We start from the raw sequence: 26303 nt of genomic DNA on the forward strand, positions 1-26303 counted from the left end.
GCCTCAGGTGCTGGGTTCGCGGCCGGCCGGCTGGCGGGGCTCGTCGAGCAGCGGGTCGGGGGCGCGCAACGGCGCGGTGACCGGGGCGTCGGCAGTGACCGCCCGGCGTTCGCCGTCCACGACGACGGTCACCGGCCCCGGGCCGCGCCGCAGCGTGACGGTGGTGCCCTCCCGCGTCGTCTCGACGTGCAGCAGGCTGCCGCGCCAGGTGACGCGGTAGGCGGTGCGGGAGAGCGCGGAGGGCAGCAGCGGTGCCAGCTCGAGGTCCTCGTGGTCCTCCCGCAGGCCGCCGAGGCCGGCGACCAGGGCCAGCCACGCCCCGCCCACGGCGGCGAGGTGCAGGCCGTTCGCGGTGTCGCCCCGGAGGTCGCGCAGGTCGACGAGGGCGGCCTCCCGGAGGTAGCGCAGCGCGAGGTCGGGGTGCTGGGCCTGGGCGCACACGACGGCCTGGACGGCGGCCGACAGCGAGGAGTCCCGGACGGTCCGCGCCTCGTAGTAGTCGAGGTCGCGCGCCACCTCCTCGGCGGTGAAGTCGTCGCGGCACCACCACAGCGCCTGGACGAGGTCGGCCTGCTTGAGCACCTGCCGCCGGTAGAACTCGGCGTAGTGGTGGTGCTCCTGGATCGGATAGGAGTCCCGCAGCTCCTCGAACGGCCACTCCCGGTAGGTCGTGAAGTTGTCGTTCATCGGGTGCACGCGCAGGTCCTCGTCCCACGGGACGTGCACGGCGTCGGCCGCCGCCCGCCACGCGGCGGTCTCGGCGTGGTCCACGCCGAGGTCCGCCGCGCGCTCCGGCCGCCGCTCGCACGCGTCGGCGGCCCACCGGAGGTTGCGGCGGGCCATGAGGTTGGTGAAGACGTTGTCGTCGACGACGCCGGTGTACTCGTCCGGCCCGGTCGTGCCGTACAGGTGCCAGCCGCCGGCCGCGTCCTCGTGGCCGAGCGACCGCCAGGCCCGCGCCGTCTCCACGAGCACCGGCAGACCGCCGACGGTGTCGAGGTCGCGGCCGGTGACCTGCTGGTGGAGCCAGAAGGCCCGGGCGACGTCGGCGTTGACGTGCACCGCCGCCGTGCTCGCGGGCCAGTACGCCGACACCTCGGGCCCGCTGATGGTGCGCCACGCGAAGCAGGCACCCTCCAGCCCCAGCGTCGCGGCCCGCTCCCGGGCGGCGTCGAGCGTGTCGGCGCGCCACCGCAGCAGCCGTGCGGCCGCGTCCGGGCGCAGCAGCGACAGGGCGGGCAGCACGAACCCCTCGACGTCCCAGAACGTGTGGCCGCTGTAGCCGATGCCGGTCAGGCCCTTCGCGCCGACGGGGGCGCCGGAGATGCAGGCGGCGGAGCAGAAGAGCTGGAAGACGGTGTAGCGCAGCGCCTGTTGCAGCTCGGCGTCGCCGTCGACCTCGACGTCCGCGGTCGCCCACAGCTCGTCGAGCACGGTCCGCTGGCCGGCGAGCAGGCCCTCCCACCCGAGGTCGAGCGCGGAGCTCACGGCGGCCGACGCCTGGCCAACCACGGAGTCCGAGCCGGCGTCGCGCGACCAGCTGTACCCCACGACCTTGACGACCGTGACGCTCTCCCCCGCCGAGAGGTCGGCGGCAATCGTGGTGACGACGTGCTGCTCGTCGACCTGGGTGCTCACCCGCCCGCCGTCCACCTCGTGACCCACCGCGGCCGCGACCGTGATGCCCGACCGGCGGGTCCGCTCCACGAGGGCGCCACCGGTCTCGTTGCCGATCTGGGCGTGCGGCTCGAAGGCCTCGTCCAGGCACTCGGCGACGCGCGGGTCGTCGTTGTCCACGCCGGCCGGCGTCACCTCGCCGGCGGCCAGCTCGGAGCGGACGACGACGTGCGCGCGCCCGTCCAGGACGCGGACCTCGTAGCGCACCGCGCAGACCGACCGCTCCGCCAGGGAGACCAGCCGCCGCGAGGACACCGCCACCGACGTGCCCGACGGCGACGTCCAGCGCACGTGGCGGTCGAGCGTCCCGGCGCGCAGGTCGAGCGTGCGCTCGTGGACCTGCGGCGGGACCTCGCGCACGTCCAGCGGGACCCCGTCGACCAGGAGGCGCAGCGGCGTGCCGTCGGCGACGGTGAGCAGCGCCTGCCCCTCCTCCGGCTGGCCGAAGCCGCCCTCGGGATAGGACAGCGGGTGGGTCTCGTAGACCCCGGACAGGTAGGTGCCCCGCATGCCGAAGGGCTCGACCTCGTCGAGCGTCCCGCGGATCCCGAGGAAGCCGTTCGCGAGGCTGAACACCGACTCGCCGACGGCGAGGGTGCGGGGGTCCACGCGGGGCTCGCGGACCAGCCACGGGTCGGTGTCGAGGGTCGGGGCGGTCACGTCGGCCTCGCTCGCGTCGTCCGGGTCGGGACGGACGCCCGGGACCTGCGTCCGACCCCTGTCCTACCGCCCGGCCTCCCCGCGCGCGATCCGGACGGCCCCGCGGCCGGAGACGGCCACGACCACCCGGCGCTGCGCCGGCGGGTGCTGGACCCCCTGGGATCCCTGCCCCGGGGGCAGCGCTGGTGCTCGACGGGCCGTTCCTGCACCGCGACGAGTTGCCGCGCCGGGTCCGCCGTGGCCACGACCTGCCGCACCGTCGCCAGCGGCAGCGCCAGCTGTGGGAGGGCGGCACGGCCCCGGCGTAGCGGCGCACGGCCGCGGGCGACCGTCCGCACGCCGCGGCGAACTCACCGACCGAGAGACGGTTCACGTCACCCAGGCTGCGGGTCCACCCCGGGTGAGGGTCAACCGGAGCGCGGCGTCACCCGGCCGGGATCAGCGCCGGGCCGGGCAGGGCGGACGCCGAGGTGACGACGTGGTCGACCAGCCCGTACGCGCGGGCCTCCTCGGGGGTGAACCAGCGGTCCCGGTCGGAGTCGCGCTCGACCTGCTCGACGCTCTGCCCCGTGTGCTGGGCCTGCAGCTCGTTCATCTGGCGCTTGAGCCGCCGCAGCATGTCGGCCTGGATGGTGATGTCGGACTCCGTCCCGCCGACGCCCGCCGAGGGCTGGTGCACCAGGATCCGGGTGTGCGGCAGCGTGAAACGCTTGCCGGGCGTCCCGGCGGTCAGCAGGAACTGCCCCATCGAGGCCGCCATGCCGAACGCGTAGGTGGCGACGTCGCAGCCGATGAACTGCATCGTGTCGTAGACGGCCATGCCGGCGGTGACCGAGCCGCCCGGCGAGTTGACGTACAGGTGGACGTCGCGGTGCGGGTCGTCGGCCGACAGCAGCAGCATCTGCGCGCACAGCTGGTTGGCGACGTCGCCGTCGACCTCCCGGCCGAGCACCAGGATCCGCTCGCTCAGCAGGCGGTCGAAGACGGCGTCCTGCAACGAGCTGTGGCCGTTGCCCTGACGCAGGGTGGGGACGTGCACGGGGACCTCCGGGGACCGTCGGGAAGGGACGCCCGGAGTCAATCGAGGGCCGGTCGTGAGTGCGCGGCGGAATGGTCCCGTTTCGCCATTCGCGCAATTGTTGTGCCGTCGGCGAAAGGGCGTTGACAGCGCTCAGCCGAACGGGTCGGTGGCCGCACGCAGGACCGACGAGGCGGACCCGGTCACGGGCCGGCCGTGGCCGAAGCAGGCGACCTCGACGTCGAGCGCCGCCAGCCGCTGCAGCGAGGCCCACGCCGCCGTCCGGTCGGTGTTGAACGGCCCGAGCACCACCGGTCCGCCGTCCTCGCTCCGGCTGCCGGCGATCGTGTCGCCGGTCAGCAGCACCCCGTGCCGGGGGAGGTGCAGGGCGATGCTGCCCGGCGTGTGCCCGGGCACGCCGAGCACGACGGCCCCGCCGGCCAGGTCGAGGACGTCCCCGTCGTCGAGGGCCTGCACCACCGGTACGGCGGGCGCGGGCCGGACGTCGGCGGAGGCGACGGCGTAGAGGTCCTGCTCGGCCGCGGTGACCACCGGCGGTGGACCGGGGTCCTCGCCGCGCACGACGGCGGCGTCCGCGCGTCCGGCCAGCACCGGGGCGCCCGACCACGCGGCGAGTTCGGCGGCCGAGCCGGAGTGGTCGGGGTGGGAGTGGGTGAGCACGATGCGGCGCAGGTCGTGACCGCGCAGCCCGAGCTCGTCCAGCGCGGCGCCGACGGCCGGGCCGGTACCGGACAGGCCGGTGTCGACGAGCGTGGCGCCGTCCTCGTCGTGCCACAGGTAGGCGTTGACGAAGCCCAGCCGCAGGAGGTGCAGGCCGGGCACGACCTCGACCAGGTCCATGCGGCGACGGTAGGGCGCCGCGTTCGGGTGCGGAGGCGATCAGCGCACGGTGTAGGGCCCGGTCGGCTCCGCGTGGTAGCCCTTCGCGCCGACCGCGACCGCGAGCCCGCTGCGCGGCGGCCGGCCCTCGGCGAGCAGGTCCAGTGCCCGGCGGAAGTCGTACTCGGGCGCCCAGCCGAGGTCGGCGCGGGCGGTGGCGTTGACGTACACCCGGTCGATGCGCGGGAAGAACCGCCAGCCCAGCCGCCGGTAGAGCGCCGCCGCGTCGGGGAACAGCCGGGCGACGACGGCCGGGGCGTCGGTGCGCAGCTCGGCGAGGTGCTCGGGCCGGAACGGCGTGGTCGCGCTGACGACGTAGCGCGCGAACCCCAGGGCCGGCGCGCGCTCCAGCGCGGCGCGGTGCGCGGAGACGACGTCGGCGAGGTCCACGCGCCGGGAGAGCAGCTCGTCGACCTTGGCGTTGTCGTCGGCGTAGGCGGCGCGGACGTCGTCGGCGTCGTCACCCTCCGGGAAGAACCGCGCGGTGCGCAGCACCACGACCGGCAGGCCGGTGTCGCGGGCGACGAGCTCGCACAGGTCCTCGGCGGCGACCTTGGTGGCGCCGTAGACGTTGCGCACGCGCGGCGGCACCGCCTCGGTGATCCACGCGGCCGGCTCACCGGGCGGGGGGACCAGCGCGCGGCCGAAGGCGCTCGTGGTGCTCGTGACCACGACCCGGCCGACACCGGCGGCCGCGGCCTCCTCGAGCACGGTGAGCGTGCCGGTGACGTTGGTGTCGACGAAGGCCTGCCGGTCGTGCGTGCCGAGGTGCGGCTTGTGCAGCGTGGCGGTGTGCACCACGGCGTCGGCACCGGCCAGCGCCGCCCGGACGGCGGCCCGGTCGGTGACGGAGGCGACGACGTCGGTCCACCGCGACGGTGCGACGTCGAGGCCGCGGACGTCCTCCCCCGCCGCGCGCAGCACCCGCACCAGCGCCTCGCCGAGGTGTCCCGAGCTGCCGGTCACGAGCACCGCCACGCCGACACCCTGGCACGGGTCGTGCCCGCGGCCGGTGCCGGTCCGCTGCGCCTCCCTCGGTCCCGGCAGCAGCGTTCGGAGGGTGGACGACCCGGACCGGGTGTAACGCTCCGAGCAGAGCGACGAGGAGCAGCGACCGGCGTCCCCGGGGGAGGACCCCGGTGGGCCGGGTGCGTCGCCCGAGCTCGGCGAGGTCATGGGACAGGTGGCCCGATCGCTGCAGGAGGAGCACGGCGACGTCGACGCGACGCTGGCGGCCATCACGTCCGCGGCGGTGTCGTCGGTGCCGGGGACCGACGCGTGCGGGATCTCGCTGGTCATCGGCAAGCGGCGGGTGGAGTCGCGGGCACCGACCAGCGACCTGCCGCGCGACATGGACCGGTTGCAGGACGAGCTGGGCGAGGGCCCGTGCCTGACGTCGGTGCAGACGCAGCACAGCGTCCGGGTCGACGACGTCCGCGGCGAACGGCGGTGGCCTCGCTTCGCCGAGCAGGCCGCCGGCCGTGGGCTGGGCAGTCTGCTGTCGTTCCAGTTGTTCGTCACCGGGGACAACCTGGGCCCGCTCAACCTCCACGCCGGCGAACCGCACGCCTTCGACGAGGAGGCCGAGTCCGTCGGCCTGGTCTTCGCCAGCCACGCGTCCATCGCGCTGGCCGGCGCCCAGCAGGAGGACCGGCTGCGCACGGCGATCAGCACCCGGGACGTCATCGGCCAGGCGAAGGGCATCCTCATGGAGCGCGTCAAGCTGACCGCCGACCAGGCCTTCACCGTGCTGGTGCGCGCCTCCTCGCACCCCAACCGCAGGCTGGGCGACATCGCCGAGGAGCTGACCGCCACCGGCGTGCTGCCTCAGCCGCGCGATCCGGGGGGCGGCGGCTGACGGGCGCCGGCACCTGCCCCGGACGGACGGCAGGTGCCGGCACCGCGGTCAGTGGTGCCCGTGCCGGACCTGGTCCGCACCGTGGGCGTCGGCGGTCCGGCGGTCGCCGTCCTCGTGCGTGCCGCCGTGCCCGCCGCCGTGCCCGCCGCCGTGGTAGGCGTGGACGACGGCGTGGCCCTTGCCGCGGCTGATCAGCCAACGGTTGACCGGCACGGTGACGACGAACGCCACCGCGAGCGCGAAGGCCAGCGCGCCCCAGAACAGCCAGCTGTCGAGGTGGGCCTCCATCGCACCGGGCACCAGCAGCATGATCGCGTTGTCGACGACCTCCATGACGGTGATGGAGAGGGTGTCGGCGGCCAGTGCGATCGGGATGGCCGCGCGCAGGGACAGGCCCGACCGCATGACCGGGCCGATGGTGAACGCGTAGCCGAACACGAAGGCCAGAGCGACGGCGAGCGCGATCGTCTGCACGTCGGACCAGCCGAGGGCGGTCCCGATGACCATGCCGAGGACCTCGCCGATGGCGCAGCCGGTGAGGCAGTGCAGCGTGGCCGAGACCGCCAGGCGGGTCAGGGCGCGGCCCGTGGGGCGCTGGGTGTGCGTCGAGTGGTCCATCTCTGCTCCTCGGTCGGACGTCGGACGGGTGCGGCCCCTTCTCGGCCGCTCCCCCGTCGACATCCCATTGATACCCCTAGGGGGTATCAAGCGCAAGGGTCGTCCGCCCCCGTGCCGGGTGCGGCCGGCGGGCCCGCGAGCAGCTGACCGCCCAGCCCGCAGACGCCACCGCCCCGGCCGCACGAGGCGGCCGGGGCGGCGGGGTGCTCAGGAGCGTGACGCGAGCGTCCGGTACGCGGCGGTCGGACCGGTACCCCGGCGCGCCCGCCGGGACGTCCCGCGAGCAGTCGGAGGACGTCCCGGCGGGCCGCGCCGTCAGCTGCAGCCGCTCGTGGAGCCGCAGCCCTCGCAGACGTAGCAGCTGCCGGCCGGGCGCATCTTCGTGCCGCAGGTCATGCACAGCGGCGCGTCGGTGGCGGTCCCGGTGACCAGCTCGAGCAGCTCGGCCGAGGAGTGCGCCTCCTTGACCGGCTTCCCGGCGACCTCCGGCTTGACCGGGCCCTCGGTCGGCACCGAGCTGCGCAGCGCCTCGACGTCGACCTCCTCCTCCTCGACGACGTCCGCGGTGGAGGCCGAGCCGCCGTAGCTGCCCGACACCTGCGCGGCGCGCTCCTCGGCGCTGAAGATGCCCAGGGTGGCCCGGGTCTCGACCGGCAGGTGGTCGAGGGCCAGGCGCCGGAAGATGTAGTCCATCACCGACTGGGCGATCCGGATGTCGGGGTCGTCGGTCATGCCGGCCGGCTCGAAGCGCATGTTGGTGAACTTCTGGATGTAGGTCTCCAGCGGCACACCGTGCTGCAGGGCGATCGAGATGCCGATCGAGAAGGCGTCCATGACACCGGCCAGGGTCGAGCCCTGCTTGCCCAGCTTGAGGAACACCTCGCCGAGGCTGCCGTCCTCGTACATCCCGGCGGTCATGTAGCCCTCGGCGCCGGCGACGCTGAACGACGTCGTCATGCTCTGCCGCTTCTTGGGCAGCCGGCGGCGCACCGGGTGCGACGTGGTGGCGACCGGGGCCGCCTCGGCCTCGACCTTGGCCCCACCGTCGGCCGTGGCCTTCTTGGCCTTGGCGTCGGACAGGGGCTGGCCGACCTTGCAGTTGTCGCGGTAGATCGCCAGCGCCTTGAGGCCGAGCTTCCAGCCCTGGAAGTAGATGTTCTCGACGTCCTCGACGGTCGCCGTCTCCGGCATGTTGACCGTCTTGCTGATCGCGCCGGAGATGAACGGCTGCACCGCGGCCATCATCCGGACGTGGCCCATCGGGGAGATGGCCCGCTCGCCCATCGCGCAGTCGAAGACCTCGTAGTGCTCCGGGCGCAGGCTCGGGGCGTCGACGACGTGGCCGTGCTCCGCGATGAACTCGACGATCGCCTCGACCTGCTCGTCCTGGTAGCCGAGGCTCTTCAGCGCCCGCGGGACCGTCTGGTTGACGATCTGCATGGACCCGCCGCCGACCAGCTTCTTGTACTTGACCAGCGAGAAGTCCGGCTCGATGCCGGTCGTGTCGCAGTCCATCATGAAGCCGATGGTGCCGGTGGGGGCCAGCACCGAGGCCTGCGCGTTGCGCCAGCCGTGGTCGGCGCCGATCTCCAGGCACTCCTGCCACTGGGCGGTGGCCACGCGCAGCACGTCGGCGTCGTCGGCGCCGACCGGGCGGATGGCGTCGTTGGCCGCGGCGTGCTTGCGCATCACGCGGCTGTGGGCGTCGGCGTTGCGGGCGAAGCCCTCGTAGGCGCCGACGATGCCGGCCAGCTCGGCCGAGCGCCGGTAGGCGGTGCCGGTCATCAGCGACGTGATCGCCGCGGCCAGCGTCTGGCCGCCGCGCGAGTCGTAGGCGTGGCCGGTCGCCATGAGCAGGGCGCCCAGGTTGGCGTAGCCGATGCCCAGCTGCCGGTAGGCGCGGGTCGTCTCGCCGATCGGCTCGGTCGGGAAGTCGGCGAAGCAGATGGAGATGTCCATCGCCGTGATGACGATCTCGACCGCCTTGACGAAGGTCCGGGCGTCGAAGGTCCCGTCGTCCTTCAGGAACTTCATGAGGTTCAGCGACGCCAGGTTGCACGAGCTGTTGTCCAGGCTCATGTACTCCGAGCAGGGGTTGGACGCGTTGATCCGCCCGGTCTCGGGGTTGGTGTGCCAGTCGTTGATCGTGTCGTCGTACTGGATGCCGGGGTCGGCGCACTCCCATGCGGCCTTCGTGACCTTGCGGAACAGGTCCTTGGCGTCGACGGACTCGATCACCGAGCCGTCGAGACGCGAGCGCAGGCCGAAGTCGGTGCCGTCCTCCACCGCGCGCATGAACTCGTCGGAGACGCGGACGGAGTTGTTGGCGTTCTGGTACTGGACGCTGGTGATGTCCCGGCCGCCGAGGTCCATGTCGTACCCGGCGTCGCGCAGCGCGCGGATCTTGTCCTCCTCGCGCGCCTTGGTCTCGATGAACTCCTCGATGTCGGGGTGGTCGATGTCGAGGACGACCATCTTGGCTGCGCGCCGGGTGGCCCCGCCGGACTTGATCGTCCCGGCGGAGGCGTCGGCGCCGCGCATGAAGCTGACCGGGCCCGAGGCGGTGCCGCCGGAGGACAGCAGCTCCTTGGACGAGCGGATCCGGGAGAGGTTCAGGCCGGCGCCCGAGCCGCCCTTGAAGATCAGCCCCTCCTCCCGGTACCAGTTGAGGATCGAGTCCATCGTGTCGTCGACGGCGAGGATGAAGCAGGCGCTGACCTGCTGCGGCGCGCTGGTGCCGACGTTGAACCACACGGGGCTGTTGAAGCTGAACACCTGGTGCAGCAGCATCCAGGTCAGCTCGTGCTCGAAGACCTCGGCGTCGCCCTCGCTGGCGAAGTAGCCGTGCTCGCGGCCGGCGGCGCCGTAGGTGAGCACCACGCGGTCGATCAGCTGGCGCAGGCTGCTCTCGCGCTGCGGGGTGCCGACGGCGCCGCGGAAGTACTTCGTGGTGACGATGTTGGTGGCGTTGATGCTCCACTCGGCGGGGAACTCCACGCCGCGCTGCTCGAAGTTGACCGAGCCGTCACGCCAGTTGGTCATGACGACGTCGCGCCGCTCCCAGGTCACCTCGTCGTACGGGTGCACCCCGGCGGTGGTGTAGACCCGCTTGACCTTCAGGCCCTTCCCCCTGGTCGGCGCCTTGGCGGCCCGACGCGTGCGGCCTGACAAGCGGTCCTCGATCTCGGTCACGAGCTCTCCCTCGGTGAGTGGTGAGGCGGCTGGGGAAGAGAGCCGCACTCTGTCTAGCGGGTGGTGCTGACGGTTCCGGTGGTGCTGACGGTCCGGTGGTGCTGACGGTCCGGTGGTGCTGACGGCCGGGTCGGTGGGCGGCGGTCAGCCGTCGCGGGCGGACGACGGGCTGCGGGCGCTCCCCCGGCGGCGGGGCGCCGGGGGCTCGATCTGCAGCCCGGGCAGCGGCGGGGTGCCACCGCGGTGGTGGCGCATCCGCAGCTCGGTGATCTCCTGCTCGAAGTCCTCCACGGAGCTGAAGGCGCGGTAGACGCTGGCGAACCGGAGGTAGGCCACCTCGTCGAGCTCCCGCAGCGGCTGGAGGATGGCCAGCCCCACCTCGTTGCTGGGGACCTCGGCCACGCCGCTGGCGCGGATGGCGTCCTCCACCTGCTGGGCGAGCTGGTGCAGCTGGTCCTCGTCGACCGGCCGTCCCTGGCAGGCGCGGCGGACGCCCGCCACGACCTTCGACCGGTTGAACGGCTCGCTGACGCCGCTGCGCTTGACCACGGCGAGCACCGCCTCCTCCACGGTCGTGAAGCGGCGGCCGCAGGCCGGGCACGAGCGGCGGCGGCGGGTGGTGGCCCCCTCGTCGGCCTCGCGCGAGTCGATCACCCGGCTGTCGGGGTTGTGGCAGAACGGGCAGCGCACTGCGGATCACCTCCCTCCGCGGACGGTGGTGCCGGCGGCCGGACGGGACTCACGGGGAGCTCGCTCGACGTCGACGTGTGGACTCCCCTGGGGACATCCGGTGGATGTCGGGGGGAGGTCCTGAGGACGGCCTGTGGACGACTTACGGCGGGACAACTACTAGATGTAGTAGGACCCTAGGTCGCCGAACACAAGATCTGCAAGCCGAAAGCGGGCGTGTCTCTTCCGCCGAGACGCGCTCGTGACCCAGTGGTGACCACGCGCGAGCACGGTCCCCACCCGTCACACGACACGCCGGGGCACCCCGCGTGTCGGCGCGCACGCCACCGCGGGGCGGTGTAGACGCCCCTCCCCCGGACACGCGACGACCCGGGCGGCGGGCCGTCTCCGGCCGCGGCCGCCCGGGCCGGGGAGCGTGCGGGAGCCGCCTACGGCGAGGGGCGGACGGCGGGACGGCCGCCGCGCGGGTGCGACACGAGGTCGTCGAGGCGGATGCGGCGGGTGAGCACGTCCGGGTCCACGCCCGGGTCCACGCCGGGGTCCACAACCGGGTCCATGCCCGGGTCCACGGCCGGGGCGCCGGCCGTGCTCCCGGCCACCTCGGCGCCCGGGGTCGACGCGGCGGTGACGGCGGGCATCTCGACCGTCAGCGCGCGGTGCCGGCCGGAGTCGGCGGGCGCCCGGTGCCGGCCCGCGGTGACCGAGCCGACGGCGGGCTGCTCGGCGGTGACGTCACCCCCGTGGCGGCGGCCGGTCCGGCGGAACCGGCCTCCCGGCTGCACGGCCGTCATGGCCACCGTCGGCGCGGACACCGGCGCCGGCACCGCGGCGGGCGAGCCCGGCGCCTCGCCGGCGAGCGCGAGGTGCCGCTCGGGCAGCCGGACGGCGGCGAGGTCGATCCAGCGGCCCGCACCGTCCGCAGCGGGCAGCGGACCGGACCGCTCGTCGCGCGAGCGGACGAGCGCCTGGCAGCTGCCGGCCTCGTCGTGCCGCCAGCCCAGCATGGCCCCGGGCACCCAGGCGCCGTCGAGGAGGACCTCGACGTCCTGCGGGGCGCGGAAGACGACCGAGGCTGCGCTGTTCACGGCTGCTGACACGCGTCCGACCGTAGGTGCCCGACCGGCCCGGACCCGGGAACGACCTGGCGCGGAGGGTTGACGAACTCGGCGCCGTGGCCTCGTCCATGTCTGCCGGGCCGCCGCGGGCCGGGGTGCCGCCTGCCGGGCACCGGTCGCCGACCGGGGTGCGCGCCGCCGGTCACGGCAGCCGGAGGACCTGGCCGGGCACGACTGCCGCGCCCTCGAGGTCGTTGAGCTCCTCGATGGCGTCGACCACGGCCCGCACGTCCTGCCCACCGCCGGCGACCTCGCCCGCGATCGACCAGACCGTGTCGCCCGGGCGCACGACGACGCTGCTCTCCCCCGCCAGGCGCAGCCCGGCCTCCCCGCCGGGCACCCAGGACGCGACCACCGACCCGAGGGCCACGGCGCCGCCGAGGGCGAGCGCGAGGACCAGCCGCCGGCCCCGGCGGGTCAGCCGGAGCCGCGCCGGAGCGGGCGCCGCCGCCCTCCCGCCCCGGACGGCGCCGGCGGCGGCCCGTGCGCGCGGCGGGCGGCCACCCGGGCGGGCCGGGTCGCGGCGGGCCCGGGGAGCCTCCGCCGGCGGCCCGGCGGTGCGGGCCGGCGCCGCGGCGGGGCGGTCGGGGACCGGCCGCAGGTGTCCGGCGACCCGCGGGCCCGAACCCGGCAGGGGTGCCCGCCCGACCGGGCGGGACGGCCGCTGGGCGCCGTCGCCGGACCCCAGCAGCGGCCGCCAGGGGACCCGGACCGCTGCGTCGAACTCCAGCACGGCCTGTCGCACGCTGCCCATGACCAGTCCTCCTCGTCGCTCCCACGGCTCGACGTCGAACACGCGTTCGATCGAACGTCCGTGCGATGTCTACCGCATCCCCCCGACGCGGTCGACCCGACACCACGCGCGGTTTCGAACACACGTTTGAAGTCCCGGCGCCGAGGCGCTACGGTCCGACCAGCACCCGCCCGCCGTCGCCCGCGGGCCCGGCGGGGTCGCGGCCGCGGGTCCCGGACGGGACCGGTTCCGGCCCGGCACCGGGCGGACACGAGGGCTGTGAGGGCACAGCCGGCGAGGAGGAGACGTGGCGGGCACCAGCGGCACCGGCCGGCGCACGCGGACCGGCGGGACGGCGACCCGGCGCACCCCGGGGGCCGGCGCGGCCCCGGACGCGGCCGGCCCGGGCGAGGCGTCCGGGGCGGTGCGCACGTTCCCCGACCGCACCGAGAACGGCGACGGCCTCACGCAGCGGCAGCGCCGGGTCCTCGAGGTCATCCGCGACTCGATCGAGCGGCGCGGCTACCCGCCCTCGGTCCGCGAGATCGGCGAGGCCGTCGGCCTGTCCTCGGCGTCGTCGGTGGCCCACCAGCTGTCCGTGCTGCAGAAGAAGGGCTGGCTGCGGCGCGACCCCAACCGCCCGCGGGCCCTCGACGTCCGGCTGCCCGGGGAGACGCCGGCCGAGACCGCCGCCCCCGCGGCCGAGGCCGGCGCCGGTGCGCCCACCTACGTGCCGCTGGTCGGCCGGATCGCCGCCGGTGGCCCGGTGCTCGCCGAGCAGGCCGTCGAGGACGTCTTCCCGCTCCCCCGCGAGCTGGTCGGCGACGGCACGCTGTTCATGCTGCGCGTCGCCGGTGACTCGATGGTCGACGCGGCCATCTGCGACGGCGACTGGGTGGTCGTCCGCCAGCAGCCGACGGCGGAGAACGGCGAGATCGTCGCGGCGATGCTCGACGGCGAGGCCACGGTGAAGACCTACAAGCGCCGCGACGGCCACGTCTGGCTGCTGCCGCACAACCCGGCCTACGAGCCGATCCCCGGCGACGAGGCGACCGTCCTCGGCCGCGTCGTCACCGTCCTGCGGCGGGTCTGACCCGGGATCCGGGGCGGCGGACGACCGCCGCCCCGGTCAGGCCCCCGGCGGCCTCGGGGCGCGGCGGCGGCGCACCCGGCCGCCGACGACGACCAGCAGGGTCGCCACGCCGGCCGCGACGAGCGCGGCGGTGATCGCGGACGGCCCGGGGCCGCCGTCGTCCAGCAGCGTCGACAGCGACGGTCCGGTCGCAGTGGCCGGCGCCGCCGGGGCGGCCGGCGTCGCCGCGGGGATCGGAACCTGCGTGACGTCGCCCGGCACGCCCTCCCCGGCCACGAGCAGGGCGCTGCCGTCGGCGGTGAAGGTGACCGCCTCCCCCTGGGGCGACGCGGGCAGCGCGATCCGCACCGGCTCGCCGGCCAGCGCGCCGGGCACGTCGGCCCCGGCGAGGTCCCAGACGTAGGCGTCGGTGTAGGTCCGCAGCGCGATGCGGCTGCCGTCGCGGGCCACCGCGCCGCCGGTCACCAGCAGCTGCCCGGCGCGGCCGACCGGACCGCCCGGCGTGCCGGTGAGGGTGAAGCTCACGGTGCCCACGTCGGCCAGGGCGACCGTGCCGCCGTCCACCAGGGGCCCGGCCGGCCGATAGACGTGGCTGGCGCCGAGCACCTCCTTGGTGACGAGGTGCGGCGTGCCGTCGGGGGCCAGCAGCAGCGCCTCGGCGTCGTGCGCGCCGTCGGGGTAGGCGAGCCGGTGGAGCGAGGTCGACCCGTCCGGGCGCAGCGCGATGAGCGCGACGGTGGCGCGGGTGGCGTTGTTGTCGCCGGTGTCGGCCAGCCACACCGTGCCGTCGGGGCCGACACCGAGGTCCTCGGGGTCGTAGGGGTCCAGCGGGGCGGTGGTCGCGTCGACGACCGCGCAGGCGCCGTCGAGCACGTGGACGACCACCTGCTCCCCACCGTCGACCACCGCCAGCAGGCGCTCGCCGACGTCGACCAGCCCGGACAGCTCGGCCAGGCGTGGGTCGGTGATCGTGCACCGGGTGCTCGCCGCGGGGGGTTCCTCGGCGGCGGCGGGCACGGGCAGGGCGGTCAGGCCTAGTCCGAGCAGCAGGACCGCGCCGGCCCGGCGGCGTGCGGGCCGTCGCCGCACGTCAGGACGGGGCGGTCGGGCGGCCGGCGCGGGCACTCGCCCAGCGTGACAGCACGAGCGCGTCGAGTGCGTGAACCACGCCCAGCAGCAGCAGGCCCACGGCGGCTCCGACCACCGCGTCGGTGACCCAGTGGAAGTCCAGCGACACCATGGCGATCCCGGTGACGACGGGCCCCGCGACGCTGAGCCACCACAGCACGCGCTGCAGCCGTGCCCCGAGCCGGTACTCGACGGCCTGCCAGCGGGCGACGCCCCACATGAGCACGGCGTTGGCCACGTGCCCGGACGGGTAGGAGGCCCCGTCGCGGTGGAAGAACGAGCCGGGGTAGGCCGGCGCGGTGCGGCCGGTGCCGAACTTGAACGCGTAGACCACCACGGTCAGCAGCGCCAGCGCGGTGAGCACCCGCACGAGCGGCAGCAGCGTCCGCCGCCGCACGCAGAGCCAGCCGACCAGGACGGCCAGCACGACGACGATCGTGCCGCGACCGCCGATCTGGGTGACCGCCCACACCGGCCAGTAGGCCGGTGACTCGCGCAGGTCCCAGGAGCTGACCACCTCGGACACCTGCAGGTCCAGCCGCTCCAGGAGGCCGCGGCTGAGCAGGTCGACGGTGATCCCCAGGGTCACCACCAACGCGCCGAGCACCAGCCACCACGGCGGACGCCCGGGTGTGAGGACGCGCGCCGGCACGGCCGTGGCGTCGCCGGGCCCGTCCCCGGCCGACGCGCCGGCCTGGCGTCGCACCACGCCGCTGGTCACCCGCTCACGGTACCGGGGCCGTGACCGGCCCGTGACCTCTCGCGGGTCCACGGCGAGCCGCCCGGGCACCCGATCGGGTGGCCGGGCGGCTCGCCGGGGCGGGTCAGGCGACCGGTGCGGCGAACCCCTCGAGCGCGGCGGCCAGGCCGCCGTCCACGCGGGCGGTCAGCCGGGTGCCGGCCGCCTCGTGCAGCTCGCTGAGCACCTCGCCGTCGCGGTGCACGCGCGCCACCAGGTCGCCGCGGTCGTAGGGCACGAGCACCTCGACCTCGACGTCCGGGTGCGGCAGCCGGGCGGCGAGCACCTCGCGCAGCGCCTCGATGCCCTCGCCGGTGCGGGCCGAGACCCACACCGCGCCGGGCAGGGCGCGGCGCAGGGTGAGCACGTCGTCCTCGGTCATGGCGTCGACCTTGTTGACGACGATCAGCTCGGGCACCGCGGCGGCGTCGATCTCGCCGAGGACGACGTGCACCGCGTCGATCTGGCCGAGCGGGTCGGGGTCGGAGCCGTCGACGACGTGCAGCAGCAGGTCGGCGCCGGCCACCTCCTCCAGCGTGGACCGGAACGCGTCGACCAGCTGGTGGGGCAGGTGGCGCACGAAGCCCACCGTGTCGGTCAGCGTGTACTCGCGGCCGTCGGGCGACTGCGCGCGGCGCACCGTGGGGTCGAGGGTGGCGAACAGCGCGTCCTCCACCAGCACGCCCGCGCCGGTGAGCCGGTTGAGCAGGCTGGACTTGCCGGCGTTCGTGTAGCCGGCGATCGCCACGCCCGGGACGGCGTTGCGGTCGCGCGCCGAGCGCTGGGTGGCGCGGGCGGTGGCCATGCCGGCGATCTCGCGGCGCAGCTTGCTCACCCGCGACCGGATCCGCCGCCGGTCGGTCTCGATCTTGGTCTCACCGGGACCGCGGGTACCGATGCCGCCACCGCCGGCGACGCGGCCACCGGCCTGCCGGGACAGCGACTCACCCCAGCCGCGCAGCCGCGGCAGCATGTACTGCATCTGCGCCAGCTCGACCTGGGCCTTGCCCTCCCGGCTGGTGGCGTGCTGGGCGAAGATGTCGAGGATCAGCGCGGTCCGGTCGACCACCTTGACCTTGAGGATCTTCTCCAGCGCGTTGAGCTGCCCGGGGGTCAGCTCGCCGTCGCAGATCACGGTGTCGGCACCGGTCGCCGCGACGATCGAGCGGATCTCGTTCGCCTTGCCCGAGCCCACGTAGGTGCCGGCGTCGGGCTTGTCCCGGCGCTGGCTGACCGCCTCGAGCACCTCCGAGCCCGCCGTCTCGGCGAGCGCGGCGAGCTCGGCCAGCGAGCGGTCGGCGTCGGCCTGGGTGCCCTCGGTCCACACCCCGACCAGCACGACGCGCTCGAGGCGCAGCTGCCGGTACTCGACCTCGCTGATGTCGGCGAGCTCGGTGGACAGTCCCGCCACCCGGCGCAGCGCGCCGCGGGCCTCGAGGTCGTAGGAGCCGGTCGTGTCGTCGTCCCACTGGTCGGCGGGGGCCGGCCGGGTGCCCTCCGCGCGCTCGGCGCGCTCCTGGGCGTCGGCGAGCACGGCGCGGTTCTGTGCGGTCGTCATCGTCTCCAGCGTGACACGCGCGTCGTCGCGGGTCACCTCAGTTGCCTGTGCAGTCCTCATACGCCGGGTACAACACCGCGCCGGCCCGGATGCATCCCGCGCCGTGCGGGTAGGGCGGGGTGACCACACCACCGGGAGGCACCCGTGAGCACCAGCGACGAGACCGGCACCGAGGACCCCCGCGACCTCTCCGGCGGGGCCAGCGGCTCCGAGCTCGGCGAGCCCCGCGGCATCCACACCGGCGGCGCGGCCGAGCCGGAGGCGCCGGGCGGTCCCGACGAGCCCGACGAGTCGCTGGAGAAGCCGCCCCCTCTGGCGTGACCGGGTCGGCCGGTCCTCGAGGCCCGGGGGTCAGGCCGCGAGCCACTCCGGCGTGAGCTCGCCGGCGGCGACGACCACGGCGGGGCCGTGCAGCACGGTGGTCCCCGGGGAGACGTCGACGGTCAGCCGGCCGCCCGGGACGTCGACGACGACGGTGCCGCGCTGGGGGGCGTCGGACCCGGCGGCCAGCGCGGCGTAGGCGGTGGCGCAGGCCCCGGTGCCGCAGGAGCGGGTCTCCCCCACCCCCCGCTCGTGCACCCGCAGCCGCACGTGCGCGTCCGCGCCCTCGGCGGGCCGGGCGAGCACCCGGACGAACTCGACGTTCACGCCCTCGGGGAACAGGCCCGCGTCGAACCCGGGCTGCCGGGTGAGGTCGAGGGAGTCGAGGTCGGCGTCGGTGAGGCAGACCAGGTGCGGGTTGCCCATGGACACCGCCTGCCCGCCGAACGCCTGGCCGGACACGGTGGCCTCGCCGTGGCCGAACGGCCGGGCCGGGCCCATGTCCACCCAGTAGGTGCCGTCGGCGCCGGCGCCCACCCGGCGCGGTCCCCCGCGGGTGCCCACCACCACGCCGTCGGCGCACGCGGCGCGGTCGAGCAGGCCCTCGCTGACCAGCACGTGCAGGAACAGCCGGACGCCGTTGCCGCACATCTCGGCGTGCGAGCCGTCGGCGTTGCGGTGGTCCATGAACCACTCGCAGCGCGCGAGGTCGTCGCCGAGGACGGCGGGGGCGTCGGGCACGTGCCGGCTGCGCACCACCCGCAGGACGCCGTCGCCGCCGAGGCCGGAGCGGCGCTCGCACAGCCGCCGCACGAGGGCGGCGTCGAGGCGGTGCTCGGGCCAGCGGTCCCCGTCGGGGTCGGGCAGGACGACGAAGTCGTTCTCGGTGCCGTGCCCGAGGAGGAACCGGTCGCTCACCGCCCGATCGTACGGCCGGCGAGCAGGCCGCCCACCGCGTCGGCCAGGTCGGGCCGGGCGGCGTCGAACCACGTCGTCGCAGCGTCCCGGCGGAACCACGAGCGCTGGCGGCGGACGAACCGGCGGGTGGTGGTGACCGTCCGCTCGCGCGCATCGTCGGCGGTCAGCGCCCCGTCGAGCTGGGCGAGCACCTGCGCGTAGCCCAGCGCCCGGGCGGCGGTGGGCCCCTCGCGCAGGCCCTCGGCGGCCAGCGCCTCCACCTCGGCGACGAAGCCCGCCGCCCACATCCGGTCCACCCGCTCGGCGACCCGCGCGTCGAGCTCGGCGGGCTCGCGGTCCAGGCCGACGACGACCGCCGGGTAGCGCGGCCGCGGCTCGGGCAGCGTGGCGCGGAACGGCCGGCCGGTGAGCTCCACGACCTCCAGGGCACGCACGATCCGCCGTCCGTTCGACGGCAGGACGGCGGCCGCGGCCTCCGGGTCGACCGCGGCGAGGCGGGCGTGCAGCGCGGCCGGCCCCGCGTCGGCCAGCTCGGCCTGCAGCCGCGCGCGGACGGCGGGGTCGGTGCCGGGGAAGTCGAGGTCGTCGAGGACGGCGCGCACGTAGAGCCCCGACCCGCCCACCAGCAGCGGCACGGTCCCGGCCGCGCGCAGCCGGTCGACCGCGGCGCGCGCCAGCCGCGCGTACTCGACCACCGAGGCGGCCTGCCGCACGTGCCAGACGTCGAGCAGGTGGTGGGGCACCCCCCGCCGCTCGGCGGCACCGGGCTTGGCGGTCCCGATGTCCATGCCGCGGTAGAGCTGCATCGAGTCGGCGTTGACCACCTCGCCGCCCAGCCGCCGGGCCAGCTCCACCGCCAGCGCCGTCTTGCCGGTCGCCGTGGGCCCGACGACGGCGACCACGGGCGGTGCGCTCACCGCGCCGTCCAGGCGGCGACCAGGTAGCCGACGCCGTAGGGCGCCTCGTCGGCCAGCAGCTCGGCGGTGACCTCGCGGCCGCTCAGCAGCGCGCCGACCGCGCGCCACACGGGGACGCCCGCCGCCAGCAGCCGCGCGCCCTCGGCCGGGTCCAGCGCGGCCAGGGCGGCCGCGTCGCCGGCGGCCAGCGCGGCGGCGACCGCGGCGTCGAAGGGCGCGGCGGCGGCGTCGAGGTAGCCGGGGGCCTTGACGCTGCGGCGCGCCGAGCCGTCGCCCATCGCCAGCACCGCCACCGGTCCGTCCAGCTCGGCGACGACGCCGGCCAGCTCCGCGGGCGCCGCGCCGACCCGCGGGCCGGTGTGCCCGGCGGCGTCGAGCAGCGCGGCGCCCACGGTCATCGACAGCGGCAGCCGCCGTCCGCCTGGGCGCGCCGGGCCCGACAGCGGCACGTCGAGGTCGACGCCGAAGCCGCGCAGGTCGCCGCCGTCCCCGGGGCCGTGGCGGCCGTCGGCATCCGGCCCGACGACCACGACCGTGCCCGCCCCGGCGGTGTGCAGCGTCCCGACCGCGGTGGCGCAGGCGGCACGCAGCGCGGCGGTGTCCGCGGCGGCCCGGCCGGCGACCGCCGGCAGCAGCAGCGGCGGGCACGGGCAGAAGGCGACCGGGACCGGTCCGGCGGGCAGGCTGCTCACCGCAGCAGTCTCTCCGACCCGGCGTGGGAGACTGCGGTGCGTGTCGAGCACGGAGAACCCCGGAGACGGGTCGCAGCAGGTCCCCCCGCCCGAGACGGCCGCCCCCGACGCGGTCACCCCGGAGGCCGGGACGCCCGCCGCGGCAACCCCCGCGGACGCGCAGCTGGCCGACCCGACGGCGGCCGCGGGCGCACCGGAGACCGGCGTGGCCGAGGTCACCGCCCCGGAGGCCGGCGCCCCGGAGGCCGGCGCCCCGGAGGCCGGCGTCCCGGAGGTCACCGCCCCGGAGGCCGGCGTCCCCGCCGAGGTGCCGCCCGCGCCCGCGGCCGAGGCGACGTCGGACCCCGCGCGGTGGGGCCGGGTCGACGACGACGGCACCGTCTACGTGCGCACCGCCGACGGCGAGCGCGCGGTCGGCTCGTGGCAGGCCGGCGAGCCGGCCGCGGGGCTGGCCCACTTCGCCCGCCGCTACGACGACCTGGCCACCGAGGTCGCGCTGCTCGAGGCCCGGCTGAAGGCGCACACCGGCAACCCGAACGAGATCAAGGCCAAGGCGCAGGCGCTGGCCGACAGCATCCCCACCGCGACCGCCGTCGGCGACCTCGACGGGCTGGCCGCGCGCGCCCGCGCCATGGTGGACACGGCCGACTCCGCCGTCGCCGAGTCGCGCGCCGAGAAGGCCGCCGCGCGCGCCGTGCAGGTCGCCCGCAAGGAGGCGCTGGCCGCCGAGGCCGAGCAGATCGCCGCGGAGTCGACGTCGTGGAAGGCCGCCGGCGACCGGCTCAAGGCGATCGTCGAGGAGTGGAAGACGATCCGCGGGATCGACCGCAAGACCGACGAGGCGCTGTGGTCGCGCTTCGCCGCGGCCCGGGACGCCTTCGGCCGCCGCCGGGGCGCCCACTTCGCGGCGCTCGACGCCCAGCGCGGCGAGGCCCGGGCTGCCAAGCAGGAGCTCATCGCCGAGGCGCAGCGGCTGTCGGCGTCGACCGACTGGGGTGCCACGAGCGCCGCGATGCGGACGCTGATGGACCGCTGGAAGGCCGTCCCCCGCACCAGCCGCGACGGCGACGACGACCTGTGGAAGCAGTTCCGCGCCGCCCAGGACGTGTTCTTCAGCGCCCGCGCCGAGTCGGACAAGGCCCGCAACAGCGAGCAGCTGGCCAACCAGCAGGCCAAGGAGGAGCTGCTCGCCGAGGCCGAGAAGCTCGACCCGTCCACGGACCTGCGCAGCGCCCAGGCGGCGCTGCGCCGGATCCAGGAGCGCTACGACGCCATCGGGCACGTGCCGCGCGGCGCGATGCGCTCGCTCGAGGACCGCATGCAGGCCGTCGAGCAGCGGGTCCGCGGCGCCTCCGACGCCGGCCGGGTGCGCACCGCGCCGGAGAACCCGATGGTCACCTCGATGCGGGCCGCGGTCACCAAGGCCGAGGAGCAGCTGGCCAAGGCCGAGGCCGCGGGCAACGCACGCCGCATCGAGGAGGCCCGCGCGAACCTCGCGACCCGCCGCGAGTGGCTGGCCGAGGCCGAGAAGACCGCCTCCCGCCGCTGACCCCTCAGCAGCCGCCGACGGGGGCGAGCGGGGGCGGGACGCCGACGCCCGGCATGCCCAGCGCGACGCCGGGCGTCGTCGGGCGGGTGCCGGCCTCGTGCGCGTCGCCGGCGCGGGTGCGGCGGTGCGACAGCAGCGGGCCGTCGGCGACCAGGTGGTGCGGCGCGGCCGCGGTGACGATCGTCTCGACGACGTCGCCCGGCCGCACGCCCTGGCTCCCGGCGAAGTGCACCAGGCGCCCGTCGCGGGCCCGGCCGCTCATCCGGCCGGTCCGGGCGTCCTTGCTGCCCTCCCCCGCAGCGGCCAGCAGCTCCACGGTGCGGCCGACCTGCGCGCGGTTCTCCGCGAGCGAGACCTCCTCCTGCAGCGCGGTCAGCCGCAGGTAGCGCTCCTGCACGACCTCCTTGGGCAGCTGGCCGTCCATGCCGGCGGCCGGCGTCCCGGGGCGCTTGGAGTACTGGAAGGTGAAGGCACCGGCGAAGCGCGCCTGCCGGACGACCTCGAGGGTCTGCTCGAAGTCGGCCTCGGTCTCGCCGGGGAAGCCGACGATGACGTCGGTGGTGATCGCCGCGTCGGGCATCGCCGCCCGCACCCGGTCGATGATCCCGAGGTAGCGCTCCTGCCGGTAGCCGCGGCGCATGCGGCGCAGCACGTCGTCCGACCCGCTCTGCAGCGGCATGTGCAGCTGGTGGCAGACGGCGGGCGTCCCGGCCATCGCCTCGATGACGTCGTCGGTGAACTCGCGCGGGTGCGGGCTGGTGAAGCGGACCCGCTCCAGCCCCTCGATCGCACCCGTCGCGCGCAGCAGGTCGGCGAACGCGCCCCGGTCGCGGAACTCCACCCCGTAGGCGTTGACGTTCTGGCCGAGCAGCGTCACCTCGAGCACGCCCTGGTCGACCAGCGCCTGCACCTCGGCGAGGACCTCGCCGGGCCGGCGGTCCTTCTCCTTGCCGCGCAGCGCCGGGACGATGCAGAACGTGCAGGTGTTGTTGCAGCCGACGCTGATCGACACCCAGCCGGCGTAGGCCGAGTCCCGCCTGGCCGGCAGCGTCGAGGGGAACACCTCGAGCGCCTCGGCGATCTCCACCTGCGCCTCGGCGTTGTGGCGGGCGCGCTCGAGCAGGGCCGGCAGCGAGCCGACGTTGTGCGTGCCGAAGACGACGTCGACCCACGGCGCGCGCCGCACGATCTCGCCGCGGTCCTTCTGCGCCAGGCAGCCGCCGACGGCGATCTGCATGCCGGGGTGGGCGTCCTTGACCGGCCGCAGGTGACCGAGGTTGCCGTAGAGCCGGTTGTCGGCGTTCTCCCGCACCGCGCAGGTGTTGAGGACGACGACGTCGGCGTCCTCCCCCTCGGGGGCGGCGGCGTAGCCCGCGGCCTCGAGCAGGCCGGACAGGCGCTCGGAGTCGTGCACGTTCATCTGGCACCCGTAGGTGCGCACGCGGTAGGTGCGCGGCGGGCAGTCGACCTCGGTTCCCATGGCGTCTGCGAGGGTACGGCGCGACGCCGGTCACCCGGCGTGAGCGGACCCGTTACTCGATCGTGATGACCTCGGGACCGCGCCGTCCCCCTGCGGCTCTAGGGTTCCCCGGGTGACCAGCCAGCTCGCCGGAGGACCTCTCGTCCAGCTGACCGGCGTCAACAAGTGGTTCGGTGAACTGCACGTCCTCCAGGACATCGACCTCTCGATCGACCGCGGCGAGGTCGTCGTCGTCATCGGCCCGTCCGGCTCGGGCAAGTCCACGCTCTGCCGCACGATCAACCGGCTCGAGTCGATCCAGCAGGGCGAGATCCGCATCGACGGCGAGAAGCTGCCCGAGGAGGGCAAGGCGCTCGCCCGGCTGCGCAGCGACGTCGGGATGGTCTTCCAGAGCTTCAACCTCTTCGCGCACAAGACGATCCTCGAGAACGTCACCCTGGCCCCCACCCGGGTGCGCCGGCAGGGCAAGGGACAGGCCGAGGCGCGCGCCCGCGAGCTGCTCGAGCGGGTCGGCGTCGCCCACCAGGCCGACAAGTACCCGGCGCAGCTCTCCGGCGGCCAGCAGCAGCGCGTGGCGATCGCCCGCGCACTGGCGATGGACCCCAAGGTCATCCTCTTCGACGAGCCGACCTCGGCGCTCGACCCGGAGATGATCAACGAGGTCCTCGACGTCATGACCTCGCTGGCCCGCGAGGGCATGACGATGGTCGTGGTCACCCACGAGATGGGCTTCGCCCGGCGGGCGGCCAACCGGGTCGTGTTCATGGACGGCGGCCGGATCGTCGAGGCCGCCGACCCCGAGACCTTCTTCACCGCTCCGCGCTCGGACCGGGCGCGCGACTTCCTCTCCAAGATCCTCAACCACTGACCCCCACGGGAGGACCCACCCATGCGCAGCACCCGACGACTCGCGGCCTTCGCCGCGCTCGGCCTGACCCTCGCTGCCTGTTCCAGCGAGGCCGGCACCCAGGCCGCGGAGGAGTCCTCCAGCGCGCCGACCGTCGCCGAGGACGTCGACTTCCCCGAGGGGTCGACCATGGCCGAGCTGAACGAGGCCGGGACGATCACCGTCGGCACCAAGTACGACCAGCCCGGCTTCGGCCTGCTCAACCCGCAGAGCAGTCAGCCCGAGGGCTTCGACGTCGAGATCGCGAAGATCGTCGCCGGTGAGCTGGGCATCGCCCCCGAGGACATCGAGTTCACCGAGACCGTCTCGGCCAACCGCGAGCCGTTCATCCAGAACGGCCAGGTCGACATCGTCGTGGCCACCTACACGATCAACGATGCCCGCAAGCAGGTCGTCGACTTCGCCGGTCCGTACTACCTCGCCGGCCAGGACATCATGGTCGCGGCCGGCAACCCCGAGGGCATCGAGGGCCCCGACGACCTGGCGGGCAAGACCGTCTGCTCGGTCGAGGGATCGACGCCGGCGCAGAACATCCGGGACAACTACCCGGAGGCCCAGCTGGTGACCTACGACGTCTACTCCAAGTGCGCCGACGACCTGGCCAACGGCAACGTCCAGGCCGTGACGACGGACAACGTCATCCTCACCGGCCTGGTCGCCGGCAACCCCGAGGGCTTCGAGCTGGTGGGCAACCCGTTCACCGAGGAGCCCTACGGCATCGGCCTGGAGCTCGGGAACACCGAGTTCCGCAACTTCATCAACGACGTGCTCGAGGAGTCCTTCGAGGACGGCCGCTGGGCCGACGCCTGGGACCGCACCGCCGGCGCCATCACCGGCGAGGAGGCCCCCGAGCCGCCGTCGGTGGACCGGTACTGACCCCACCGACCGGTCAGGACGCCGCCGGGCGGGCTCCCCGCCCGGCGGCGTCCCCGGTGACTGAGAGATCGAGGGCGCGGTGCAGTTCCTCAGCGACAACTCCGACCTGTTGTGGGGCGCGTTCCTGACGACGCTCTCCCTCGCGGTCGTCAGCGGCCTGTGCGCGCTGGTGCTCGGCACCGTGCTGGCCGGGATGCGGGTGAGCCCGGTGCCCCCGCTGCGCGGGCTGGCCACCTTCTACGTCGAGGTCTTCCGCAACACCCCGCTGACCGTCGTGTTCTTCTTCCTGGCGTTCGGCATCGTGCAGATCGACCTGCAGTTCCCGAGCCGGTTCCTCACCGCGGTGGCGGCGCTGTCGCTCTACACCGCCGCGTTCGTCTGCGAGGCGCTGCGCTCGGGCATCAACTCCGTCCCGGCGGGCCAGGCCGAGGCCGCCCGCGCGCTCGGGCTGACCTTCGGGCAGTCGCTGCGTCAGGTGGTCCTCCCCCAGGCATTCCGCACCGTGGTTCCCCCGCTGGGCAACGTGTGGATCGCGCTGGCGAAGAACACCTCGATCGCCGCCGGGTTCGCCGTCACCGACCTGACCGCGGCGCTGCAGCGGCTGGCCAACGCCAACGCCGACCAGCTGCTCGCCGTCTTCGCCGCGGTGGTCGCCGGCTACCTGGTCATCACGCTCCCCTCCGCCTGGCTGATCCGGGTGGTCGAGACCCGGGTGGCGATCGTCCGATGAGCACCAGCGTCCTGTTCGACCTGCCGGGGCCCCGGGCCCGCCGCCGTCAGCTGGTGGGCACCGTGGTCGGCGCCCTCGTCGTCGCCGCGCTCGTCGGGCTGGCCCTGTGGCGGCTGGCGGCCAACGGCCAGCTCGAGCCCGACCGCTGGGCGGTGCTCTTCGACCCGGCCTCGGGTGTGCCGCAGGCCCTGTGGCAGGGGCTGCTCAACACGCTGGCGGTCGCCGCGGTCGGCATGGTGCTGGCCACCGTGCTGGGCGCGCTGCTGGCCGTCGGACGGCTGTCCGACCACGCGTGGGTGCGCATCCCGGTCGGCGTGGTCATCGAGCTCTTCCGCGCCGTCCCGCTGCTCATCCTGATCCTGTTCTGCCTGCTGTTCCTGCCCACGGTCGGCGTCCCGATGACCGCGTTCCGGGCGCTGGTGCTGGGGCTGACGCTCTACAACATGGCCGTGCTGGCCGAGATCTTCCGGGCCGGGATCCTGTCGGTGGACCGGGGGCAGCGGGAGGCGGCCTTCGCCCTCGGCATGCGCAAGACGCAGGTCATGACGCTGGTCCTGCTGCCGCAGGCAGTGCGCCGGATGCTGCCGGTGCTGGTGGCCCAGCTCGTGGTCCTGCTCAAGGACTCGTCGCTGGGCTTCATCGTCGGCTACGTCGAGTTGCTGCGGACCGCGCGCAGCCTGGTCGAGTTCTTCAACTTCTCCTTCGGCAGCCAGTACACCTTCCAGCTCTACGTGGCCGCCGCCCTCGTCTACATCGTCGTCAACGTGGTGCTCTCCCAGGTGGCACGGAGCGTGGAGAAGCGCACCCGGCGCAGCACCAAGGCGGCCGCGGCCAAGGACGTCGAGCTGCCCGCCGACGTCCAGATGGGCGGGGGTGGCGGGCCGGTCTGACCGGTCGCGTGCGGGACACGGGACGGTCACGCCGTGCCCCGCTC

The 26303-nt window shown here is 75.1% G+C and carries 24 protein-coding genes; 8 read left to right on the forward strand and 16 right to left on the reverse strand.

From position 1 onward, the window contains the following. Nucleotides 1-3 precede the first annotated feature (3 nt). The 4 genes from BMZ33_RS20605 to BMZ33_RS20620 form a co-directional block, all read right to left on the reverse strand. Nucleotides 4-2337 (reverse strand): glycoside hydrolase family 65 protein, encoded by a 2334-nt coding sequence (locus tag BMZ33_RS20605; RefSeq protein ID WP_091115806.1) that lies wholly within the window; start codon nucleotides 2335-2337, stop codon nucleotides 4-6. A gap of 424 nt (nucleotides 2338-2761) precedes the next feature. Continuing rightward, complete coding sequence (locus tag BMZ33_RS20610) at nucleotides 2762-3376, reverse strand: ClpP family protease (RefSeq protein WP_091115810.1); 615 nt, start codon at nucleotides 3374-3376, stop codon at nucleotides 2762-2764. A gap of 132 nt (nucleotides 3377-3508) precedes the next feature. Further along, the gene (locus BMZ33_RS20615; protein ID WP_091115814.1) at nucleotides 3509-4216 is read right to left on the reverse strand and encodes an MBL fold metallo-hydrolase; all 708 of its coding nucleotides are present in this window, start codon (nucleotides 4214-4216) and stop codon (nucleotides 3509-3511) included. 39 nt (nucleotides 4217-4255) lie between these two features. Further along, on the reverse strand, nucleotides 4256-5233 hold the full coding sequence (locus BMZ33_RS20620) for an NAD-dependent epimerase/dehydratase family protein (protein ID WP_091115817.1): 978 nt from the start codon (nucleotides 5231-5233) through the stop codon (nucleotides 4256-4258). Nucleotides 5234-5429: 196 nt separating this feature from the next. On the opposite strand from BMZ33_RS20620, the gene BMZ33_RS20625 reads away from it, so the two are divergent. Further along, nucleotides 5430-6113, forward strand: coding sequence for a GAF and ANTAR domain-containing protein (locus tag BMZ33_RS20625; protein ID WP_091115821.1), 684 nt, complete (start codon nucleotides 5430-5432; stop codon nucleotides 6111-6113). Nucleotides 6114-6161: 48 nt separating this feature from the next. Here the strand turns inward: BMZ33_RS20625 and BMZ33_RS20630 are convergent, their stop codons facing one another. From BMZ33_RS20630 to BMZ33_RS20650, 5 genes are all read right to left on the reverse strand, one after another. After that, nucleotides 6162-6731, reverse strand: coding sequence for a DUF4396 domain-containing protein (locus BMZ33_RS20630; protein WP_091115824.1), 570 nt, complete (start codon nucleotides 6729-6731; stop codon nucleotides 6162-6164). Between the two features lie 315 nt (nucleotides 6732-7046). Beyond that, a complete protein-coding gene (locus BMZ33_RS20635) occupies nucleotides 7047-9923 on the reverse strand; it encodes a vitamin B12-dependent ribonucleotide reductase (RefSeq protein WP_091115827.1) in 2877 nt (958 codons plus the stop codon). A gap of 144 nt (nucleotides 9924-10067) precedes the next feature. Then, nucleotides 10068-10613, reverse strand: a complete 546-nt coding sequence (gene nrdR, locus BMZ33_RS20640; protein WP_091115830.1) for a transcriptional regulator NrdR — start codon at nucleotides 10611-10613, stop codon at nucleotides 10068-10070. A gap of 428 nt (nucleotides 10614-11041) precedes the next feature. Beyond that, nucleotides 11042-11710 carry a hypothetical protein gene (locus tag BMZ33_RS20645; RefSeq protein ID WP_136697375.1) on the reverse strand — a complete coding sequence of 223 codons (669 nt, stop codon included), beginning with the start codon at nucleotides 11708-11710 and terminating at the stop codon, nucleotides 11042-11044. 160 nt (nucleotides 11711-11870) lie between these two features. Then, complete coding sequence (locus BMZ33_RS20650) at nucleotides 11871-12524, reverse strand: LysM peptidoglycan-binding domain-containing protein (protein ID WP_169064651.1); 654 nt, start codon at nucleotides 12522-12524, stop codon at nucleotides 11871-11873. Between the two features lie 244 nt (nucleotides 12525-12768). On the opposite strand from BMZ33_RS20650, the gene lexA reads away from it, so the two are divergent. Then, nucleotides 12769-13554 (forward strand): transcriptional repressor LexA, encoded by a 786-nt coding sequence (gene lexA, locus BMZ33_RS20655; protein WP_169064652.1) that lies wholly within the window; start codon nucleotides 12769-12771, stop codon nucleotides 13552-13554. 36 nt (nucleotides 13555-13590) lie between these two features. Here the strand turns inward: lexA and BMZ33_RS20660 are convergent, their stop codons facing one another. The 3 genes from BMZ33_RS20660 to hflX form a co-directional block, all read right to left on the reverse strand. Continuing rightward, complete coding sequence (locus BMZ33_RS20660; RefSeq protein WP_136697376.1) at nucleotides 13591-14643, reverse strand: hypothetical protein; 1053 nt, start codon at nucleotides 14641-14643, stop codon at nucleotides 13591-13593. Nucleotide 14644: 1 nt separating this feature from the next. Then, nucleotides 14645-15403, reverse strand: coding sequence for a phosphatase PAP2 family protein (locus BMZ33_RS20665; RefSeq protein WP_169064653.1), 759 nt, complete (start codon nucleotides 15401-15403; stop codon nucleotides 14645-14647). A gap of 103 nt (nucleotides 15404-15506) precedes the next feature. Beyond that, entirely contained in the window at nucleotides 15507-16979 is a 1473-nt protein-coding gene (gene hflX, locus BMZ33_RS20670; RefSeq protein ID WP_091116035.1) for a GTPase HflX, read from the reverse strand. A 144-nt stretch (nucleotides 16980-17123) separates the two neighbouring features. Between hflX and BMZ33_RS23575 the strand changes: the two genes are divergently transcribed. Beyond that, nucleotides 17124-17300 (forward strand): hypothetical protein, encoded by a 177-nt coding sequence (locus BMZ33_RS23575; protein ID WP_169064654.1) that lies wholly within the window; start codon nucleotides 17124-17126, stop codon nucleotides 17298-17300. Nucleotides 17301-17330: 30 nt separating this feature from the next. Here BMZ33_RS23575 and dapF read toward each other — a convergent pair whose 3' ends face one another. The 3 genes from dapF to BMZ33_RS20685 are packed head-to-tail and all read right to left on the reverse strand — an operon-like array spanning nucleotide 17331 to nucleotide 19827. Beyond that, nucleotides 17331-18218, reverse strand: a complete 888-nt coding sequence (gene dapF, locus BMZ33_RS20675) for a diaminopimelate epimerase (protein WP_091115840.1) — start codon at nucleotides 18216-18218, stop codon at nucleotides 17331-17333. Continuing rightward, complete coding sequence (gene miaA / locus BMZ33_RS20680) at nucleotides 18215-19135, reverse strand: tRNA (adenosine(37)-N6)-dimethylallyltransferase MiaA (protein ID WP_091115843.1); 921 nt, start codon at nucleotides 19133-19135, stop codon at nucleotides 18215-18217. Before miaA ends, dapF begins: the two co-directional genes overlap by 4 nt. Then, on the reverse strand, nucleotides 19132-19827 hold the full coding sequence (locus BMZ33_RS20685; protein WP_169064655.1) for a class III extradiol ring-cleavage dioxygenase family protein: 696 nt from the start codon (nucleotides 19825-19827) through the stop codon (nucleotides 19132-19134). Before BMZ33_RS20685 ends, miaA begins: the two co-directional genes overlap by 4 nt. Before the next feature lie 40 nt (nucleotides 19828-19867). Here BMZ33_RS20685 and BMZ33_RS20690 point away from each other — a divergent pair, with 40 nt between their 5' ends. Beyond that, nucleotides 19868-21376, forward strand: a complete 1509-nt coding sequence (locus BMZ33_RS20690; RefSeq protein WP_091115846.1) for a DUF349 domain-containing protein — start codon at nucleotides 19868-19870, stop codon at nucleotides 21374-21376. 4 nt (nucleotides 21377-21380) lie between these two features. Here the strand turns inward: BMZ33_RS20690 and miaB are convergent, their stop codons facing one another. Beyond that, the gene (gene miaB, locus BMZ33_RS20695) at nucleotides 21381-22856 is read right to left on the reverse strand and encodes a tRNA (N6-isopentenyl adenosine(37)-C2)-methylthiotransferase MiaB (RefSeq protein ID WP_091115850.1); all 1476 of its coding nucleotides are present in this window, start codon (nucleotides 22854-22856) and stop codon (nucleotides 21381-21383) included. Between the two features lie 112 nt (nucleotides 22857-22968). On the opposite strand from miaB, the gene BMZ33_RS20700 reads away from it, so the two are divergent. The 4 genes from BMZ33_RS20700 to BMZ33_RS20715 all read left to right on the forward strand — a co-directional run bounded on the left by BMZ33_RS20700 (nucleotide 22969) and on the right by BMZ33_RS20715 (nucleotide 26259). Then, nucleotides 22969-23724, forward strand: a complete 756-nt coding sequence (locus tag BMZ33_RS20700) for an amino acid ABC transporter ATP-binding protein (RefSeq protein ID WP_091115854.1) — start codon at nucleotides 22969-22971, stop codon at nucleotides 23722-23724. Nucleotides 23725-23745: 21 nt separating this feature from the next. After that, entirely contained in the window at nucleotides 23746-24639 is an 894-nt protein-coding gene (locus BMZ33_RS20705; RefSeq protein WP_091115858.1) for a glutamate ABC transporter substrate-binding protein, read from the forward strand. Nucleotides 24640-24718: 79 nt separating this feature from the next. Then, nucleotides 24719-25369 (forward strand): amino acid ABC transporter permease, encoded by a 651-nt coding sequence (locus BMZ33_RS20710; protein WP_091115861.1) that lies wholly within the window; start codon nucleotides 24719-24721, stop codon nucleotides 25367-25369. Next, nucleotides 25366-26259, forward strand: a complete 894-nt coding sequence (locus BMZ33_RS20715; protein ID WP_091115865.1) for an amino acid ABC transporter permease — start codon at nucleotides 25366-25368, stop codon at nucleotides 26257-26259. Before BMZ33_RS20710 ends, BMZ33_RS20715 begins: the two co-directional genes overlap by 4 nt. Nucleotides 26260-26303: the final 44 nt, after the last annotated feature.

The sequence above is a fragment of the Geodermatophilus dictyosporus genome, from assembly GCF_900115505.1.
Lineage (GTDB): Bacteria > Actinomycetota > Actinomycetes > Mycobacteriales > Geodermatophilaceae > Geodermatophilus > Geodermatophilus dictyosporus.